We start from the raw sequence: 17,723 nt of genomic DNA, 5'->3' as shown, positions 1-17,723 counted from the left end.
GCAAGATCAAGAGATCGCAGCCTCGTTTCACTCGACAGCTCCTACATGGATCGTGTTTCCCTGTAGGAGCTGTCGAGTGAAACGAGGCTGCGATCTTTTGCCTTCAAAGGCTATCCGCCGAAGGCGTCCTTGAGAAACCCCGGCGCAATGTAGCGCTGGTAATGCGCTTCCGAGAGCAGGAAAAATTCCCGATCAATGGCATCGCGCAATTCCGGCAGGTTCCAGTCGCGGAACTCCGGCAGCAGCACCATTCCGTAGGCTTCCAGATTATTGATGACCCGCGCGCCCCGGGCGATCAACTGATAAGCCCAGCAATACTCCGACTGATGCGGCACAAAGCGGATCTTGCGCTGTTCCAGCTGCATTCTCAGCAGCGCGGGATCGAAAATTTCTACCTTGGCAGCCATCACCTGCGACAACAGCTGCTCAAGCCGCAACCACACCGCGCGTTTTTCTTCCTCGTTGTAACCGTTCCAGTGGATCACTTCGTGATGGAAACGCTTGCAGCCACGGCACACCAAATCACCGTAAACAGTGGAGCAGAGGCCGACGCAGGGGGTCTTGATGGTCTGATTGGGCATAGGTAGACAAAACACGGGAAAGCAGAACAGGTCGGCATGTTAGCCCTTTGTCTAACATTCATCACCCCTCAAAGTTTTGGACCTAACTTACCTTTCAAATTTTTTTGCCGTAGAATCAGCCAGCCTTTTAAGGCGCCAATGTCCGTTAAGAAGCTGTTTTCAAAGCGTCACGAGCACAGTCGTTCCTTCAGAGCGGTGTTGGCGAAGGGTTTTTCCAGCGGGGAAAAGCCCAACGCCAACCCTCATCAGCTCCCCGTTCTGCAGGCGTAAAACTTTGAAAGCAGCTTCTGTAAGGAATTGCCGGTAATTCTGGCTAAGCGGCCCACAACGCCACGCAGCGCATGAGTACGGTAATTTCGGGATGAGCGTCCCGGACACCCATTTGGGACCACTGATGAGGGTAATAACTGTGCTTGAAGCCTACCGCAAACATATCGAAGAGCGCGCAGCACTGGGTATCGTTCCCCAGCCGCTTAACGCCGAACAAACTGCAGGCCTGGTCGAGCTGCTGAAGAATCCCCCGGCTGGCGAAGAAGCTTTCCTCGTTGACCTGATCACCAATCGCGTTCCGCCAGGAGTGGACGAAGCCGCCTATGTAAAGGCCGGTTTCCTGTCTGCCCTCGCCAAGGGCGAAGCGAAATCCCCTCTGATCGACAAGAAGCGCGCTGTTGAACTGCTCGGCACCATGCAGGGCGGCTACAACATCGTGACCCTGGTAAACCTGCTGGACGACGCCGAACTGGCGCCAGTGGCTGCCGAAGAACTCAAGCACACCCTGCTGATGTTCGATGCCTTCCACGACGTGGCTGAAAAAGCCAAGAACGGCAACGTTCACGCCAAAGCCGTGCTGCAGTCCTGGGCTGACGGCGAGTGGTTCAAGAAGCGCCCGGTGCTGGCCGACAAGATCAGCCTGCGCGTCTTCAAGGTGACCGGCGAAACCAACACCGACGACCTGTCCCCTGCTCCAGACGCCTGGTCGCGTCCAGACATCCCGCTGCACGCCCTGGCCATGCTGAAAATGGCCCGTGACGGCATCGTTCCGGACGAGCAAGGCAAGACCGGCCCGATGAAGCAGATCGAAGAAATGCGCGGCCAGGGCTTCCCTATCGCCTACGTCGGTGACGTGGTCGGTACCGGTTCCTCGCGTAAATCCGCTACCAACTCGGTACTGTGGTTCTTCGGCGACGACATTCCTTACGTGCCTAACAAGCGCGCTGGCGGTTTCTGCTTCGGCAGCAAAATCGCTCCGATCTTCTACAACACCATGGAAGATGCCGGCGCACTGCCAATCGAGTTCGACGTTTCCAACATGAACATGGGCGATGTGATCGACCTGTACCCGCATGCTGGCAAAGTCACCAAGCACAACAGCGACGAAGTCCTGACCACCTTCGAAATGAAGACCCCGGTTCTGCTGGACGAAGTCCGTGCCGGCGGCCGTATTCCGCTGATCATCGGCCGTGGCCTGACCGAAAAGGCTCGCGCCGAACTGGGTCTGCCACCGTTCGACCTGTTCAAGAAGCCTGAAGCACCGGCCGAAAGCACCAAGGGCTTCACCCTGGCGCAGAAAATGGTCGGCAAGGCTTGCGGCCTGGCAGAAGGCAAAGGCGTTCGTCCTGGCACCTACTGCGAACCGAAGATGACCACCGTGGGTTCCCAGGACACCACCGGTCCAATGACCCGTGACGAACTGAAAGACCTGGCGTGCCTGGGCTTCTCCGCTGATCTGGTGATGCAGTCCTTCTGCCACACCGCGGCTTATCCAAAGCCGATCGACGTGACCACCCACCACACCCTGCCTGACTTCATCATGACCCGCGGCGGCGTTTCCCTGCGTCCGGGCGACGGCATCATCCACTCGTGGCTGAACCGCATGCTGCTGCCAGACACCGTGGGTACCGGTGGCGACTCGCACACCCGTTTCCCGATGGGCATCTCGTTCCCGGCCGGTTCCGGTCTGGTCGCGTTCGCCGCAGCCACCGGCGTCATGCCGCTGGACATGCCGGAATCGATCCTGGTGCGCTTCAAAGGCAAAATGAAACCTGGCATCACCCTGCGTGACCTGGTTCATGCCATTCCTTACTTCGCCATCCAGAATGGCTTGCTGACCGTCGAGAAGAAAGGCAAGAAAAACGCCTTCTCCGGCCGCATCCTGGAAATCGAAGGCCTGGAAGGCCTGACGCTGGAACAGGCTTTCGAGCTGTCCGACGCATCGGCCGAACGTTCGGCTGCCGGTTGCACCATCAAGCTGTCGAAAGAGTCGATCACCGAGTACCTGCAGTCCAACATCACCCTGCTGCGCTGGATGATCGGCGAAGGCTACGGCGATGCACGTACCCTGGAGCGTCGCGCTCAAGCGATGGAAGCCTGGATCGCCAACCCGCAACTGATGGAAGCCGATGCCGACGCCGAATACGCCGAAGTCATCGAAATCGATCTGGCGGACATCAATGAGCCTGTGCTCTGCGCACCGAACGATCCGGACGACGCCCGTCTGCTCTCCAGCGTTGCTGGCGAGAAGATCGACGAAGTGTTCATCGGTTCGTGCATGACCAACATCGGTCACTTCCGCGCTGCCGGCAAGTTGCTGGAACAGGTCAAAGGTCAGCTGCCAACCCGTCTGTGGCTGTCGCCGCCGACCAAAATGGACGCTCACCAGCTGACCGAAGAAGGCTACTACGGCATCTACGGCAAGGCCGGCGCACGCATGGAAATGCCGGGCTGCTCGCTGTGCATGGGTAACCAGGCACGTGTAGAGCCGAACTCCACCGTGGTGTCGACGTCGACCCGTAACTTCCCGAACCGTCTGGGTGACGGCGCGAACGTCTACCTGGCTTCGGCCGAGCTGGCGTCCGTTGCGTCCATCCTGGGTCGCCTGCCGACCGTCGAGGAGTACATGGAATACGCTGGCAAGATCGACAGCATGGCGGCCGACGTTTACCGCTACCTGTCCTTCGACCAGATCGCCGAGTTCCGTGAAGCTGCTGCGAACGCCAACATCCCGGTCGTTCAAGCCTAACGCTACAAAGCCATGAAAAAACGCCGCCCATCGTGAGATGAGCGGCGTTTTTTTATGCCTGACGCCGATTACCCAGCTATCTTTGCCTGATGTCGGCACCAGGACGGCGTGCCACGAGGCCCCACGGGCCTTATCTCAAGGAGGAGTCATGCGGGTCATCCTGATCGCCATCGGTTCGCCCGGTGACGTTTTCCCCTTCATTGGCCTGGCCAATGCGCTGAACCTGCGCGGTCATCGCGCGACCTTGTGCAGCCTGCCGGCGTTCAAAGCCACCGTCGAACAGTACGGGCTGGAATTCGAGCCGTTAGGCCAGCAAGCCTGCGACGACACGCCCCGCCCGCGAGACTCGAAAAGCGCTTTGGCAGAGCAGTGGAACGCAGTCTCGCACCTGCTCGAACCGACCTATGACTACATCGCAGCGCGGCGCCATGAGGATATCGTGGTGGTGGGCTCGTTTTGGGCGTTGGGCGCACGTGTGGCCCAGGAGACGTTCGGCATTGCCTACCTTTCGGTACAGATTTCACCGTTCTTGCGCGAGGTCCATCGGCTGGCGCTGGACCAGCTCTGTGCGCCATCACTTAACGCCTTGCGCGCCAGAAAGGGCCTGAGCGGGACGGTTCAGCACGTTATGAGCCAATGGATGCATTCGCCGGACGGCGTGATCAGCTTCTGCCCCGAGTGGTTCGCACCGCAGCAAGCTTCTGCGCCGGCCACGCTGTGCAAGGCCTGCGAAAAAGCCGTTGCGGCTATCGAGCATTGCCGCCAGCGAACCAAAGGTCGTCTGGCCGGGCATTCGAAGGGGGCGATCAACCGGGGCAGCTCCGATTGATCGCCCGCTGTTTCAGGCGCTGAGCGAGTAGATCAACGCCGAAATGGCCACCAGGCCCACCAGCGTCACGAAGACGTTGGAGGCTTGGCCACGGTAACGCGCCATCGCCGGTACTTTGCGGATCGCGTACATCGGCATCAGGAACAGAATCGCCGCGATGACCGGGCCACCGAGGGTTTCGATCATGCCGAGAATGCTCGGGTTCAGGGTCGCGACGACCCAGCAGACCACCAGCATGAACGCTGCGGTCATGCGGTCCAGGGTCTTCGGCGCCGGGCGTTTGCCGCTCTTGACGATCAAGCCCTTCAAGCCTTCGCTGGCGCCGATGTAGTGGCCCAGGAATGACTTGGAAATGGCCACGAAGGCAATCAACGGCGCCGCGAAGGCGATGGTCGGGTTGCTGAAGTGGTTGGCCAGGTACGACAGGATCGACAGGTTCTGTGCCTTGGCTTCCGCCAGTTGCGCCGGCGACAGGGTCAGCACGCAGCTGAAGACGAAGAACAGCACCATCACCACCATCAAGAGGTGGGCGCGGGACAGGATCTGCGAACTGCGCTCTTGGGCATGCGTGCCGTAGCGACGTTTCTGGTCCACCGCGAACGCCGAAATGATCGGCGAATGGTTGAACGAGAACACCATCACCGGAATCGCCAGCCACAGGGTGTGCAGCAGCGCCGACGACTCAGGCAGCGTGGACGCGGTGCTGAGGATGCCGCCATTCCAGTGAGGAATCAGGAACACCGCCAGGAACAGCAGCGCGACGATGAACGGATACACCATCAGGCTCATGGCCTTGACGATCACCTGCTCACCGCAACGCACCACCGCCAGCAGGCCGAGAATCAGCACGAACGACAGCACGGCGCGCGGTGGCGGCATGATGTGCAGCTGATGTTCGAGGAAACTGCCCACGGTGTTGGTCAGGGCCACGCTGTAGATCAGCAGGATCGGGAAGATCGCGAAGAAATACAACAAGGTGATCAGCGCGCCGGCCTTAATGCCGAAATGTTCTTCCACCACTTCGGTGATGTCTGCACCTTCACGACCGGACAGCACAAAGCGGGTCAGGCCACGGTGCGCGTAAAACGTCATGGGGAACGCCAGCAATGCCAGGATCAGCAACGGCCAAAAGCCGCCCAGCCCCGCATTGATGGGTAAAAACAGGGTACCGGCCCCGATTGCCGTGCCAAACAGGCCCAGCATCCAGGTGGTGTCATGGCGATTCCAGCTTTCGAGGCTCGCTGGTGTCGCCGCTACATAGCGTTCGTCGACGCTATTGGCCTGATCATTCATCCGGTCGGATCTCCGCTTTCCGGTCACTTGCCACTCGGTCAGGACGCGTCGGAAAAAACCGACAGACATGCTCCGGCCGAAACAGGGGCGGGATTCTCCGCGATAAACGAGCAGAAGCAAAGGCTTAGCTGAGCAATGGTTGTGCGGAGCAGATCAAAGGCCTGTCGCTTTTAGAAAAATAATTGTCGGCAGCGGGTATGCGATGTGTCGTTTTCTGACACGCTTTAGTAAACCCTAATGTACGGTGTGCCTGACGAACCGCAGCGCCTGACTTTACGACTGCTGCGCAGCCGAACGCAGGCTCGACAACTGCTGCGGCAATTTCATCGCGGACAAATCCTCTCCACCTGCCGCGCACTGATCTAGTGTTGTATCTAAGAAGCTCGCCGGTATCGCCAACGCCTGCACAGGTGCTTGCCAACCAATAGCCTATGATCTCGGACCATTGCCAATCTGCTCTGGAGTCAGCAATCTGACGCGACGTTCGAGCCCCACACTCCGCTGCCCACAGGAGCCCAGCATGACCGCAACCGTTCTGGTACTGGTTGAAACCATCAATGAATACCTGCCGATTCTCGAACATCAGGGGTTTCATTTGATCCTGGCCCCAACCCCGGCCGAGCGCGCTGCCGCCATTGCCCGGCAGGGCAGCCAGATCGATGCGGTGCTGACGCGTGGCCCGTTGGGCCTGTATGCCAATGAAATCGCCGCCCTGCCCAACCTCAAGATCATCTGCGTGATCGGCGCCGGTTACGAACACGTCGACCTGCAGGCCGCCGTCAACCGGGGCATCACTGTCACCAACGGCGCCGGCGTCAATGCCTCCTCCGTTGCCGATCACGCCATGGCGTTGCTGCTGGCACTGGTTCGTGACATCCCTCGGGCAGATGCTGCCGTCCGTCGGGGCGAGTGGCCGAAGATCATGCGTCCTTCGCTGGCCGGCAAACACATAGGCATCCTCGGCCTCGGTGCCGTTGGCCTCGCTATCGCCAAACGTGCCGCCAACGGCTTCGATATGAGAGTGAGTTACCACAACCGCCAGCATCGCAGCGATGTGCCGTACAGCTATTGCTCGACGCCTACCGAGCTGGCACGCCAATCAGACTTTCTGATAGTTGCCACCCCGGGCGGGATCGGCACCCAACACCTGATCAACCGGCAAGTGCTCGACGCCCTGGGGCCCAACGGTTTCCTCGTCAACATCGCCCGAGCCAGCGTGGTCGTCACGGCAGACCTGATCACCGCGCTCGAACAGCGGCGGATCGCCGGTGCCGCGCTGGATGTCTTCGACCACGAACCCCAGGTACCGGACGCCCTCAAGGGGTTGGCCAACGTGATTCTGACTCCGCATGTCGCCGGATTGTCCCCGGAGGCCACCCAAGGCACCGTCGAGCTGGCCGGCAAAAACCTGACGGCGTTTTTTTCCGGTCAACCGGTACTGACGCCCATTGCGTTACCGCCGCCGTCGACAACCACCCGGCTCAATCACTAAAGAACGCCCAACAGTGTCCAGAGTCGTCGGGATTCGGCATCGGCGCTGATCAGTTCGCCCAGCAGCTCGCTCAGGGGCTTGTTGCCCCACTCCACACCCCGCTTGATCAGATAGGGCACCGGGCTGTGGGGTTCGGTGCGCGCCAGGTACTCGGCGATCAGCAGCAATTGCCGGTACGCCTCTTCACGATTCGCCGGTTCGCTGAACACCTGGGGCACTGCAAGGACTTCAGGCGCGGCGGTCGGGCTGGGGCTCGATGCAGCCACCACTGGCGTTTCGACCGGAGGCGCCGGGGTCGGTTTTCGTGGATGCATGGCGATAAACTCCTGAACCAGGGTCAACAACGCGTCGATCACGTCCTGCAGCGCCTTGAAGCCTGGGGCCTGATTCCCGAGAAAAGCGTCGCTCCACACCTCCAGGCGCTGCAAGTGCTGCTGACTGAGCAGCAGACTGCCCTGGCTGCGCAACCAGAATGACAACGGTGTGGCACGAATCTGTTCGGTGATTTTTTTCTGTTCGTTGCGCGCGTTCTCGGCCGAGGTCTTGGCCGCTTTACTGTCGCTGCCCTGCACCTGTTGCAACTGCAACCGGCGCCAGGCGTCCAGACAGAAGCCGTCGAATTCGTGGTTTTGCGGTTCGAACAACGGCACTCGGGTCAGCAACACTTCAGCGTAGCGTCGAGCCAACCATTCCAGCGGTATCACTCGCCACGACAGGTCGCCATCCTCAGCCTGTGGGTGCAGGTGTTCGGGATAGCGTTCGCACAACCCGGCCACCAGCGCCAGGCTGCCCGGCAACCCATCGAGCCCGTCCTGATGCAGCCAGGCCTCCCCCAGCCAAGCGCTGAGCATCAAATCCTTGCTGCGCTCGAGCAGCAGGCTCGTGGCCAGTTTTTCCAGCTCCGGCCACTGGGCGCGCTTGATCGACGACTGCCACACCCCCGTCGGCAAACTGGTGTCATCCTCGCGGCGCAGTTCGCGCAACCGGTCGAACTCGGGTTCATAACGCAAATCCTGACCACAAGGCGCCTCCTTGCTGATCGGTTCGAGCAGTTGCGCAATCAGTTCCGGCAACGGTGTTGATGGTTGATTCACAGGCCCTCCTCCTCATGGGATTCAATCGCCGCGGTCGAGCGCGTCACCAGGAACGGTGAACGCGGAGCCCGGGTCGGCAAGGGCTGAATGGACAACGGCAATTTCGAGCCCTGGGTCATCAACGACAGGCGCACAAACATCAGGGTTTGCTCCGCTGCGCTGGCCTGCGTGGTCACGGGCAGGCGCAAGGTCAACGGAAAGTCCGTGTAGTCCAGGTTCGGCTGGCGCTGCACCGACACGTGCGAACGCATCAAGCGCAACAGCGACCATGGACCGCTGTACTCCCAACCCGCTTCCAGATCACGCACCACCAGGCTCGGCTGTAACGGATCGTTGGCCGGACGCTGATAGCCATTTCTGGCCCAACGCAAGGTCAGCCGGACTGGTTGGCCGACCATCCAGCGCAGGTTCTGCTGAGCTTCGCCGGGGTAGTTGATCTGTTGATTCCCGGCATTCAAGCCCCAGGCAATCACCTGGTCGGCACCGCGCTCTTCCTCCCGATCGGTACGCCAGCGCACATCCATCTCCACCCCCAGCACGCCGCTCTTGTCGCGCACGAACATCGGCCCCAGCCAGGTGCTGGCTTGCTTCAGACGATTGAGAAAGTCCTCGGCGGCCAGGCGTTCCGGGGTCTGGCTCAGAGCCAATCCGGCCTGCGCCACCGGCAAACGCTTGTCGATCAGCTCCAGCAAATGCTGGACCCGGGCCGGGTCGGCGTCGCTGGCCTGCAAGCCATTGGCAAACGGAAAGCGCTCTGCCAGGTACTGGTTGAAATAATTAGCCAGCTCATTCCAGGCCGCCGCAGCCTGCTGCTGTTGCAGGAACTGGCAGCGTTGCATGGCGGTTTGTTGCAGATCCACGGCGCGCAATGCCAACGTTCCGCGCCCACCGGACAGGTTGGCGGTTTGCAGGATCTGGCCACAGGACGCGACGTCCATTTCGATGAAGTCGCGGCTCACCAACTGCTCGATCTGCGCTGGCGAACTGGCGGGGTTCTGTTCTTTGTATTTGAGCAGTTCATCGTTGAGCGCACTGAACTGCGTCACCCGTTCGTAATCCAGCGCCGAGAGGTTCTGTTGCTGGACTTTCAGCCATTCCAGCGCCGAAGTGCGGCGTTCGGTGATGCCGAGCATGGTGTTGAACTGCTGCTTGAGGCTCAGTTTCAGATCCTGAACGTCATTGGCGCCGTACAGTTGCAGGCCGAAGTTTTTCGAGCCGTCCCACTGGCTGATTTCGGTGCGCCCGCTGAACAGTGGCTGGGCGACGATTTCATCGAGGCCACTGACGATATCGGCCAGGGCGCGGCGGTTCAAAGCGGTTTGCAAACGCGTAGCCAGATCGCTGCGGCGCACTTCGACAAAAGCCTTTTGCAAGGCAATCGCCTGAGAGGCCTGCACATTGAAGACACCACTTTGGACCTGCGCATTGTGCTCGCGCAGGCTCGACAACATGGCCTTGACCACCGCGCCTTCGGCCGCTTGCAGCAACGCGCCGCGATACGCCGGGGGGATGCGCGGCAGCTCTTCGGCGGCATAACTCTTGTAACTGGCGAAGTAGTTCAGCGCACTGTCGAGGTCGTCGCCATCAACACCGCGCCCCTGTCCATCCGGGACGTCGGACTGATCCGCCTGCAAGGCGATGGCGACGAAATCACGCTTGAACAGTGCCTGCACCGCGTTGTTCAACTGCACCACATGCTCCTGCAAGACCAGTTGCCCGCTGCCTTGCTGAATCAGCAAATTGTCCCTGGCCCCGGCCTGGGTGATCCACTGGTCACGAAAGCTCTGCTGCAACTTCGACGCCTGTTGATCCAGTTGCTGTTCGACCTGCGGACCAAGCAATGTGCTTTGGCGCACCTTGTCCATCATCGCCCGGTAACCGGGCACCAGATCCTGTCCCTTGCCCCGGCTCCACGCCGAGTTGGTCAAGCCGACCAGCGCTTGCAGGTCGTCGATCAACGCCCGCAGATCTTCCAGTTCGGTGAGGGAATTGCCGCTGCCGGCCTCCAGTCGCTCCAGGTGCAATCTCAGATAACCGGCCTGACGCACGAAGTTATCGGCAAGGAAATACTGGTCCAGCCAGCGCTCCATGAGCCCGAGGAAGTTTTCCTCGATCTGCGCGCGCTCGACGGTCAGGTCCAGCGGCTTCAACTCACTGTTGTCGGCATCCAGCAGCGCCCGGTTGTAAAAGCCGGCGCGGTGCAGAGTGCCTGCGTTGAGGTTCAGCGACAGGGCGTTGTTGCTCAGCAACACCAGGTCTTCGAGCGGTGCCTTGGTGTTGTTCAGCGCTTGACTGAACCACTGGTTCTGCTGCTCCAGACTCACCGCACGCTCGACCAGCTCCGTGGCCTTGACGTAGTTTTGCCATTGGGCCGGGTCTTCGCTTTCGACGTTGCCCCGTCGTTCGGTGTTGCGAATGGTCTTGAGTTGCGCCAGATCCGCGCTCAACAGATCGCGCAGCGGCAACAACAAGTGACTTTGTGCGGTCAGGCGCAATTCGTTCTCCAACTGCGCATCCAGCGAGGAGAACCAGGAGGTCGGAAACACCACCGAGGTGAAGCGCCAGCGCTGCGCCTTCTCCAGCACCCGCCAGAAACCCTGGACGTTGCGCCGGGTCGCCTCCCGCCGATGAGATTCATCCGTGACCGCCACGTAATTTTTCTGCGCCCCTTGCATCAGGCGCGACAACTCATGGGCATCCTTTTCCGAGTCCTGCCACACCCACAGCATGCCAGCGCCCCAGAGCAGCGCGACCACCAGCGCCACCCCACCGGTCACGCGCTGCCAGCGCTGACGCAGGCGTAACAGACGCGGCACCACCTGAGCCAGACCGCGCTCGGCGACCACCCGCCGCTGCCACAGTTGCCGGGCGAAAGCGCTCTGCTGCAAGCCGGTGTCGTAGGCCGAAAACCCGTCGGCGCTGTCATCCGAGGGCTGGCTGGCGGTGAAATAAACCCCGCGAAAACGCGGTGCTTCGCCTTGCGCATTACCCTGGAAAACCGGTTCCAGCAAGGATTGCAGATTGCGCCGCAAGGCTTCGAAGCGTTCCGGCAAGCCGTACAGATCGACGCTCAATTGCCCGGACAAGGCGCCGATTTCGATGATCGATTCCGCCAGGGCCCGGTTGACCTGATCCAGCGCCTGATCGCTCCATTGCGCCTGCCACACCGCATCGGGCCCGTGGGGCGAGGACCAGCCGAGCGTACGTTCGCGAGCCTCGACCGGCAGCGCGCTAATCAACTCCTGAAAACCCGGCAACTCTTCCATGCCGGTAACGACCACGTACACCGGCAGACTCAAACCGAAGCGCTGCAATAGATCGATAAAACGTCGACGCGCCGCCAGGCCGAGGGCCGCCGCCTGCTCGGCATTGCCCAGCCGACTGATCGGCACCGTCCAGATCACGCCGTCCAGCGGACGCTGACTGCGCAAGCGCAGGATCAAACCCAGCAAGCGCCACCAGCCACCCCGTTGCAGGTGCATGCCTTCATCCGGCAAAAACAGCGCCTGGGGCACCACCAATACGGCACCTTCGGGGTCCGACCACCAGCGACCGAACCAGCCCGGTTTGTCGGTGGGCTGCAAGCGCCACTGGGTGCACAACTGCGTGCCCTGAGTCTCGTTGCCGAGCATCAGCAGCCAGGGAATCTGGTAGCGATCCCGGGTGCCCTGCTCCTGCTCCATCTGCCGCACCGCCAGGTAAAAACTGCGGATCGCCGCGCCGCTTTGCGTGCGCAACCACCAGACCGCCACGGCGACAATCGCCAGCACCAACAGCACGACGATGATCAGGCCGATAATCCCCAGCGTGCTCATGAGTCTTGCTCCGAGGTGACCACCGAATCGGTCAGTTGCAAGACCGGTTCGAGCTCCTGGCGAATGTCACGCCAGAACAACTGCCCCAACCCGGTCAGCAGCAGGACCACGGCAAGAATTCCCAACCCCAGGCGAAAGCCATCGGGCAACGAAAGACGCACCGGCAATTGCAGCGGCGTCACCGCCGAAGGTTGTTCGAGCCGGGCGCTGACATCGGCATAATCCGCCTCGTGCTGCCAGGCAAAGGTGAACAGCGCCAGGCGCCATTTTTCATGCTGGGCCTGATTCTGTTCACCCCGCAGACGCCCCTGAAAGCCCAGCACCAGGCACTGCAAATAGACATTGGCCAGATCGCGAGTGGTAGGGATTTGCTCATCCAGCAGTTCCTTGATCGCCAACGGTATCCGCTCGCCGGCCTGACGACTGGAGTACATCCGCGATTCCAGGGGTTTATCCTGCCAGGCCGACTGGCCCGGCCACGGCGTGAACAGCAAGGTTTCATCGACCAGCGCGACAAAGGCATAGACCAGCGCTTTGACTTGTTCAGTGGCGGCGTCACCGACTTTGGCGAAGGCCGTTCGCCAGAGGCGTTGGGAGATTTGCGTGGAGAGTTCGACCACCGCTTCCACCAGCGCTTCGTCTTCGCTGTCCTTGGGCAACTGGCTCCAGTCCTGGGACCATTGCTGCCAGGCCTGGCGAAAAGCACTGCTCAGCGGCGCTTCGTTGAGGCCGCGTGTACCTGTCCCGGCATTCCCCTCAGACATATGACGTTCCTTCCTCGATCAAGCACTTTCACTCGCCTGGGCCACAAACAACACCACTTGCCATGGACTGCTGGCCAGCCTGGAAGCCGGTGCGGCAATCAGCAACGGCAACTGCCCGTCGAACCATTGGCCTTCGGCCGTCACCACGAACAACCGCGTATCGTCACCGACGCCGTAGGCCACTTGCTCATTGCGACTCATGGCCTGATGGGACAAACCGCTCATGCGCTGGCGGCTGAGCAACGGGATGTGCGGCTGCGAGGCGATGATCGCGCCGCTCAACCATTCGCTGGCGGCCTGCTCGCTGGCGCCATTGGGCATGCGCAAACCGATGACCAGCCGTTGGCTCGGCTGGTCGTCGGGCAATTGAATCGAGAAGGATTGTTCGTTGCGCTCGAACGCCAGGCTGCGATAGCCGGCGCGGATCAGTTCGAGGGTCTTTTCCAGCCAGTCGAGCACCGTTTCATAGCCGCGCTGCAACTCCAGAAAATCCAGCGGGGCGAACGCCGGAACACCCGCCAATGGATCGAGCGCCGACCAGGCGCCGGTCAGCCCGAGCAGCGAGCCATACAGCGCCTGCGGCGTGGCCACGCGACTGTTCAGCAGACCTTCGACTTCCGGCAACCGCGCCCACAGCGCGGTCAACTGACGCCGGATTTCCATCGAATCATCCTGATTGCCGGCCTGCTGCGCCTGACGCAAGCGACCGGCGAGGAACATGCATTTCTCCCGCGCCCTGGCACACAGTCCCGCCACGCGCCGGCCCACCACCGACTCGGGCAACAGGCACGGCGTCGGCGGTGTGTAAGGCAACGCAAGAAAACCGCCGCCTTCCTTGCGAATTCTCAGCAGCGGCAGGCAGACCGAATCGGCCTTGTTCAGTTGCGTGCACAAACGCGGATTCGGGCGCCACACCGTGATCGATTCGGGGTACTCGCCGCTGGTGAGATCCGGCAGCGCATCGCCGACGACAGACTGCAATCGCCCCTTGAGCGGCAGTAACTGACCGGCACGCCACAGCGGACTGACCGCCAGGTAAACGGTGACAGTGGCGTTGTCCGTGGCGTCGATCGCTTCACTGACGTCGAGCTCCAGCATCGGCCCGACACCGGCCTGCAAATTGACCGGCAAACCGTCCGGCAACGTCGCCTGCAAATTGAGCAGGCGCACCAGCCCGGCGCTCAGTGCCGAGGGATCGAATTCAACGCGGGCCACGCCCCAGAACCACGGATTACATGCTTGGGCGAAATGCGCTACCAACGCCTCGGCCCGCAGCCCTTGCAACTGAAAATGCTGGGGCAGCAACTGCATGCCCTCATGCCAGCAAACCGCGTCAGGAAGCAGACTCATACGATTCCCTTCGACCTCTCGTGACGCCGCACCAATGGCGGCCTGGCCCGCTTTTCGTAGGAGCCAGGCTTGCCGGCGAAGGCGCTCGCAAGGACGCCTTCGCCGGCAAGCCTGGCTCCTACATGTCTGTTTACGCGCCTTAATCCCCCGGTGTTCAGTTCGGGTGGTCGCTGACCAGTGTCATCTCGCGACTGTCGAACTTGAGCCAGGCGTTGCTTTGATCGTCCAGCCGCAACCGGTGTGCCCCGGGAGTGGTATAGCTGGCGAAGACTAAAAGTCCAGCCGCCCGCTTCCCCCCCAGCGGAAAGGGTTGTTTGTCGATGAATTGACCCGGCACCAGCTCCAGTCCCCAGACTGTCATCAGCTGTCGGTAGTCGCGCTGATACTGCTCACGCTCGGCGAACCACTGGCGGGCGGTGATACCCGACAATTGCTTGAGCAGATCTGCGTCGTTCACCGCAATGAAGTCCACCGCAATCGGGGTGTCGTCGTTGGCGCGGGGCGCGACGTCCAGCGTCAGGTTATCGAGATCGACGCGAGGACCGAACAACGAACACCCGGCGAGTGAGAGGAGCAGAACCAAAGAAAAGAGACGTGCGTACAAAATGAATTTTCCTTTTCTCGACACGGTCCAAAAACGTTTTTCGTTTGCTTTTTTATAGACCTGTTCTAGCGTCTTGGGTAGTTCGGTCGGCACGACGAATTCGGAAGGTTCGTCAAAGGAATGACAGGTCCTCTGCCCTCCCTTTCTAACCTACGGTCCAGTAAGGGAATGCGATGAAACGGGCCTCCCGATGCATTGCTCCCGCCTCATGCATCGGAGTCAGCCACCATGGCAGAAAGTACTCAGCACAAGCTAGACAGGGTTCGCCCACCCCGGGTGCAAATCACCTACGACGTCGAAATCGGCAACGCGATCGAGAAGAAAGAATTGCCATTGGTTGTCGGTATTCTTGCCGACCTCTCCGGCAAACCTCTCGAACCACTCCCGAAATTGAATGAACGGCGTTTCACCGAAATCGACCGCGACAACTTCAATGAAGTCCTCGCCTCGATCGGCCCGCGCGCCACCTTGCAGGTCAACAACACCCTCAGCGGCGACGACAGCAAGCTCAACATCGAGCTCAACTTCAAACACATCGATGACTTCGACCCGGTCAAGGTGGTCGAGCAAGTCACTCCGCTGCGGCGTCTGTTCGAAGCTCGCCAGCGTCTGCGCGACCTGCTGACCAAACTCGACGGCAACGATGATCTGGACAAGCTGTTGCGTGACGTCATTGCCAACACCGAGGGACTGCAAGAGATCAAGTCGGCTCGTCCGGACACCGCCGCTCCCGCTCCTGCTGGCGACAGCGAAGCACCGGCTGAACCGCAAGCCTGATCGCTCATCCACCCAGGGAGAATTTTGCCATGCCCGCCTCATCCGCCGCCCAGACCCAAGCCAGTGACAGTGCAAGCGAGACCTTGTCCTTGCTCGATGAAATAATCGCCAAAGGCCGCATGGCCCATGACGACAGCCAACAGGATTACGCCCGCGACATGCTCGCGGAATTCGCCACTCAGGTCCTCGATGAAGGCATGGCCGTCGACAAGGACACCGTGGCGATGATCAACGACCGCATCAGCCAGATCGACGAGCTGATCAGCGCTCAACTGAACGAAGTGCTGCACCACCCGGACCTGCAGAAACTTGAAGCCTCCTGGCGCGGCCTGCACTTGTTGGTTAAGAACACCGAGACCAGTTCCCGGCTGAAATTGCGCCTGCTCAACGTGACCCAGAAAGAGCTGCAGAACGACCTGGAAAAAGCCGTCGAGTTCGACCAGAGCGCGCTGTTCAAGAAGATCTACGAAGAGGAATACGGCACCTTCGGCGGCCACCCGTTCAGCCTGTTGGTGGGTGACTACACCTTCGGCCGGCACCCGCAGGACATCGGCCTGCTGGAGAAACTGTCGAACGTCGCGGCGGCCGCCCATGCGCCATTCATTGCCGCCGCCAGCCCTCGGTTGTTCGACATGAACAGCTTCACCGAACTGGCCGTGCCACGGGATCTGTCGAAAGTGTTCGAGAGCCAGGAGCTGATCAAGTGGCGCTCGTTCCGTGAAAGCGAAGATTCGCGCTACGTATCGTTGGTGCTGCCGCACTTCCTGCTGCGCCTGCCTTACGGTCCTGACACGTCGCCGGTGGAAGGCATCAACTACGTCGAAGACGTCAACGGCAGCGACCACGGCAAATACCTGTGGGGCAACGCCGCGTGGGCCTTGTCACAACGGATCACCGAAGCCTTCGCCAAATACGGCTGGTGCGCGGCGATTCGCGGAGCCGAAGGCGGTGGTGCGGTGGAAGGCTTGCCGGCCCATACCTTCCGTACAACCTCCGGTGACCTGTCGCTCAAATGCCCGACCGAAGTGGCGATCACCGACCGTCGCGAGAAAGAGCTCAACGACCTCGGTTTCATCGCCCTGTGCCACAAGAAAAACAGCGACGTGGCGGTGTTCTTCGGCGGCCAGACCACCAACAAATCCAAGGTCTACAACACCAACGAGGCGAATGCCAACGCGCGGATCTCGGCGATGCTGCCGTACGTGCTCGCGGCCTCGCGTTTCGCGCACTACCTGAAGGTGATCATGCGCGACAAAGTCGGCAGTTTCATGACCCGCGACAATGTGCAGACCTACCTCAACAACTGGATCGCCGACTACGTGCTGATCAACGACAACGCGCCGCAAGAGATCAAGGCGCAGTACCCGTTGCGTGAAGCCCGGGTGGATGTGACCGAGGTCGCCGGCAAGCCCGGAGCCTACAAGGCCACGGTGTTCCTGCGGCCGCACTTCCAGCTAGAGGAACTGACCGCGTCGATCCGCCTGGTCGCGACCCTGCCGCCACCGGTAGCCGCCTGACCTGCCTCCCGTCGGGGTCAACCCGGCGGGATTCCCCTGCTTATCTAGCACGATTACTTTCAGGAGTTTCATGCGATGGATGCAACCATTCTCGACCTCGGCGGCGACATCAAAGGCGATAGCTTGCTTGAGGGTTACAAGGACAAGATCGAAGTCATGTCCTACAGCCACAACGTGGCCATGCAGGTGACCAATGACGTCAGCAACTCGGAGCGCACCTCCGGCAAGCCGCACATCGGCGAGTTCACCCTGACCAAGTTCGTCGACAGCTCGACGCCTTCCCTCAACGAATATTGCTGCGCCGGCAAACCGATCCCCGAAGCCAAGATCACCATCGGCCGTAACGCCGCCGAAGGCAGCGGTAAGCTGATGCCGTTCATCATCTACACACTGACCAACGTGGTGCTGTCCAATGTCAGCGTCAGTGGTGGTACGGGTGGCAAACCGGTGGAAACCATTTCCCTGAACTTCACCAAGATCAAGTGGGAGCTCACCGCCCAGAAAGACGACGGCACCAAGGAAGGCACGGCCGCCTCGACCTGGGACATGGCCGCCAACAAGCTCGTCAAGTAAGCGGACGCGTCGGCC

General features: G+C 60.8%; 13 protein-coding genes. 6 read left to right on the top strand and 7 right to left on the bottom strand.

Annotated features, from left to right (window positions below; genetic code table 11):
• Positions 1-110: 110 nt before the first annotated feature.
• Positions 111-581 carry a DUF1289 domain-containing protein gene (locus AC07VO_RS24440; RefSeq protein WP_007937731.1) on the bottom strand — a complete coding sequence of 157 codons (471 nt, stop codon included), beginning with the start codon at positions 579-581 and terminating at the stop codon, positions 111-113.
• A gap of 409 nt (positions 582-990) precedes the next feature.
• On the opposite strand from AC07VO_RS24440, the gene acnB reads away from it, so the two are divergent.
• Both acnB and AC07VO_RS24430 read left to right on the top strand, forming a co-directional pair.
• Positions 991-3,600 carry a bifunctional aconitate hydratase 2/2-methylisocitrate dehydratase gene (gene acnB, locus AC07VO_RS24435; RefSeq protein WP_018929654.1) on the top strand — a complete coding sequence of 870 codons (2,610 nt, stop codon included), beginning with the start codon at positions 991-993 and terminating at the stop codon, positions 3,598-3,600.
• A 148-nt stretch (positions 3,601-3,748) separates the two neighbouring features.
• On the top strand, positions 3,749-4,429 hold the full coding sequence (locus AC07VO_RS24430) for a glycosyltransferase (protein ID WP_158245534.1): 681 nt from the start codon (positions 3,749-3,751) through the stop codon (positions 4,427-4,429).
• A gap of 12 nt (positions 4,430-4,441) precedes the next feature.
• Here AC07VO_RS24430 and AC07VO_RS24425 read toward each other — a convergent pair whose 3' ends face one another.
• Positions 4,442-5,722 carry a serine/threonine transporter gene (locus AC07VO_RS24425; protein ID WP_064618247.1) on the bottom strand — a complete coding sequence of 427 codons (1,281 nt, stop codon included), beginning with the start codon at positions 5,720-5,722 and terminating at the stop codon, positions 4,442-4,444.
• A 520-nt stretch (positions 5,723-6,242) separates the two neighbouring features.
• Between AC07VO_RS24425 and AC07VO_RS24420 the strand changes: the two genes are divergently transcribed.
• The gene (locus AC07VO_RS24420) at positions 6,243-7,214 is read left to right on the top strand and encodes a 2-hydroxyacid dehydrogenase (protein ID WP_018929656.1); all 972 of its coding nucleotides are present in this window, start codon (positions 6,243-6,245) and stop codon (positions 7,212-7,214) included.
• On the opposite strand, the gene tssA is transcribed toward AC07VO_RS24420, so the two are convergent.
• The 5 genes from tssA to AC07VO_RS24395 all read right to left on the bottom strand — a co-directional run bounded on the left by tssA (position 7,211) and on the right by AC07VO_RS24395 (position 14,841).
• Positions 7,211-8,308 carry a type VI secretion system protein TssA gene (tssA, locus tag AC07VO_RS24415; protein WP_086946047.1) on the bottom strand — a complete coding sequence of 366 codons (1,098 nt, stop codon included), beginning with the start codon at positions 8,306-8,308 and terminating at the stop codon, positions 7,211-7,213. The two genes, AC07VO_RS24420 and tssA, sit on opposite strands and share 4 nt — an antisense overlap.
• Positions 8,305-12,123 carry a type VI secretion system protein gene (locus AC07VO_RS24410; RefSeq protein ID WP_192351779.1) on the bottom strand — a complete coding sequence of 1,273 codons (3,819 nt, stop codon included), beginning with the start codon at positions 12,121-12,123 and terminating at the stop codon, positions 8,305-8,307. The genes tssA and AC07VO_RS24410 overlap by 4 nt, the downstream gene beginning before the upstream one ends.
• Positions 12,120-12,887, bottom strand: a complete 768-nt coding sequence (locus AC07VO_RS24405) for a DotU family type IV/VI secretion system protein (protein WP_086946045.1) — start codon at positions 12,885-12,887, stop codon at positions 12,120-12,122. The genes AC07VO_RS24410 and AC07VO_RS24405 overlap by 4 nt, the downstream gene beginning before the upstream one ends.
• Positions 12,888-12,905: 18 nt before the next feature.
• Complete coding sequence (tssK, locus tag AC07VO_RS24400; RefSeq protein WP_086946044.1) at positions 12,906-14,237, bottom strand: type VI secretion system baseplate subunit TssK; 1,332 nt, start codon at positions 14,235-14,237, stop codon at positions 12,906-12,908.
• 154 nt (positions 14,238-14,391) lie between these two features.
• The gene (locus AC07VO_RS24395) at positions 14,392-14,841 is read right to left on the bottom strand and encodes a hypothetical protein (RefSeq protein WP_007937709.1); all 450 of its coding nucleotides are present in this window, start codon (positions 14,839-14,841) and stop codon (positions 14,392-14,394) included.
• Positions 14,842-15,069: 228 nt separating this feature from the next.
• Here AC07VO_RS24395 and tssB point away from each other — a divergent pair, with 228 nt between their 5' ends.
• From tssB to AC07VO_RS24380, 3 genes are all read left to right on the top strand, one after another.
• Positions 15,070-15,618: a type VI secretion system contractile sheath small subunit gene (gene tssB / locus AC07VO_RS24390; protein ID WP_026331704.1), complete on the top strand. Its 549-nt coding sequence runs from the start codon at positions 15,070-15,072 to the stop codon at positions 15,616-15,618.
• 29 nt (positions 15,619-15,647) lie between these two features.
• A complete protein-coding gene (tssC, locus tag AC07VO_RS24385) occupies positions 15,648-17,135 on the top strand; it encodes a type VI secretion system contractile sheath large subunit (protein ID WP_019648924.1) in 1,488 nt (495 codons plus the stop codon).
• Positions 17,136-17,210: 75 nt separating this feature from the next.
• Complete coding sequence (locus AC07VO_RS24380) at positions 17,211-17,708, top strand: Hcp family type VI secretion system effector (RefSeq protein WP_495007674.1); 498 nt, start codon at positions 17,211-17,213, stop codon at positions 17,706-17,708.
• The last annotated feature ends 15 nt before the right edge of the window (positions 17,709-17,723 follow it).

The sequence above is a fragment of the Pseudomonas sp. GW821-FHT03E01 genome (genome assembly GCF_059420765.1).
Note: the sequence above shows the minus strand (reverse complement) of the source record. Positions and strands in the feature narration are given on the sequence as shown.